A 1,425-nucleotide genomic window follows, 5' to 3' on the forward strand; every position below is an offset into this window, starting at 1 on the left:
TCACAGGCAAGATGCCTGTTCTACCAATTGATCACAGGCAAGATGCCTGTTCTACCAATTGATCACAGGCAAGATGCCTGTTCTACTAACATCCTCTTCCCGATTCCCGATTCCCGATTCCCGATTCCCGATTCTCTGTGGTATATAATAATCTCTAGGATTGGTATAATTAAAACCAATTAACCTTCAGGGAGCATCTTAGTCTCAAAGGATTGCTGGGCTTAGGGTCTAGCTCCAAAATCAGCGTAATTATAGTTACAGCGTTTTTCATAACTATGGGGTACAGAGGATTTTTACCATATCCGCTGTTCCCTCTTCTGTGCTCTTTTCCCCCCCTTATTCTCTTTTCCCCCCTTATTAAGGGGGGTTAGGGGGGATCCCTATTAGCGGACTAACTCCTTGGGAAACTACCACCATGCCCCATAGAGGCGATGCCAACCGCCCAAAGCTTTTCCCTACCTTTAAGACTGGTGTTACTCGGTGCCTATGTTATTTCTTAGCACTGCTAGTAGCAGTACTTTTGATTGTCAACGGGAGTCACGCTGAAGAAAAGAAACCTGAGCTAGAATCGTGGCAGCTCAAGGGGATTGTGGCAGCACTGGATGACCCCGACCCCGAGGTATGGGTTAAAGCTTTCAACAAATTTTCTGAGTATAAGCTGGATCAACTCAAGCACCCCCTTGAGATTCCTAAAGAGACAATTGACAAGATTGCAGAGTTATTGGCCTATAAGCATGAGAGTAAGGATCAGACCGAGAATCAAAGAAAGTCGGTTCAGTCCAGAGTCCGTGCTAGGGCAGCATCGGCTCTGGGGGAAATGGGTGAAGCTGCTTATAAGTACGCTCCCCAAATCGCTGAACTGTTAACCGACGAAGATAGTGATGTCCATGATAGTGCGGTATTGGCTCTGGGGAACATGGGAGCAGCCGCCTCTGAGTACATTCCCAAAATTGCCAAACTTTTAATCAACTCAGATGGTAATGTCAGTTATAGTGCGGCAAAAGCTCTGGGGCAGATGGGAGTGGCTAAGGACTACGCTCCCAAAATCGCTCAACGTTTAACTGACTCAGATAGTGATATCAGTTCAAGTGCGGCATATGCTCTGGGTCAGATGGGAGCAGCGGCCTATAAGTATGCTCCCCAAATCGTTGAACGTTTAACCCACTCAGATCGTGATGTCCGTTCAAGTGCGGCATATGCTCTGGGTCAGATGGGAGCAGCAGCATCTAAGTACGCTCCCCAAATCGCTGAACGTTTAACCGACTCAGATTGGGGTGTCGGTCATAATGCGGCATTGGCTCTGGGTCAGATGGGAGCAGCAGCATCTGAGTACGCTCCCCAAATTGCCAAACTTTTAACCAACTCAGATAGTGATGTTCGTGATATTGCGGCATATGCTCTGGGGCAGATGGGAACAGCAGCATC

2 protein-coding genes are annotated in these 1,425 nt (G+C 47.7%); both read left to right on the top strand.

Going from position 1 to position 1,425, the window contains the following annotated elements:
* On the top strand, positions 1-183 hold a 183-nt coding region (locus AC4II3_RS07105), incomplete at its 5' end, for a hypothetical protein (RefSeq protein ID WP_488029395.1).
* 232 nt (positions 184-415) lie between these two features.
* On the top strand, positions 416-1,425 hold a 1,010-nt coding region (locus AC4II3_RS07110), incomplete at its 3' end, for a HEAT repeat domain-containing protein (protein ID WP_490722794.1).

This window comes from Moorena sp., assembly GCF_982860115.1.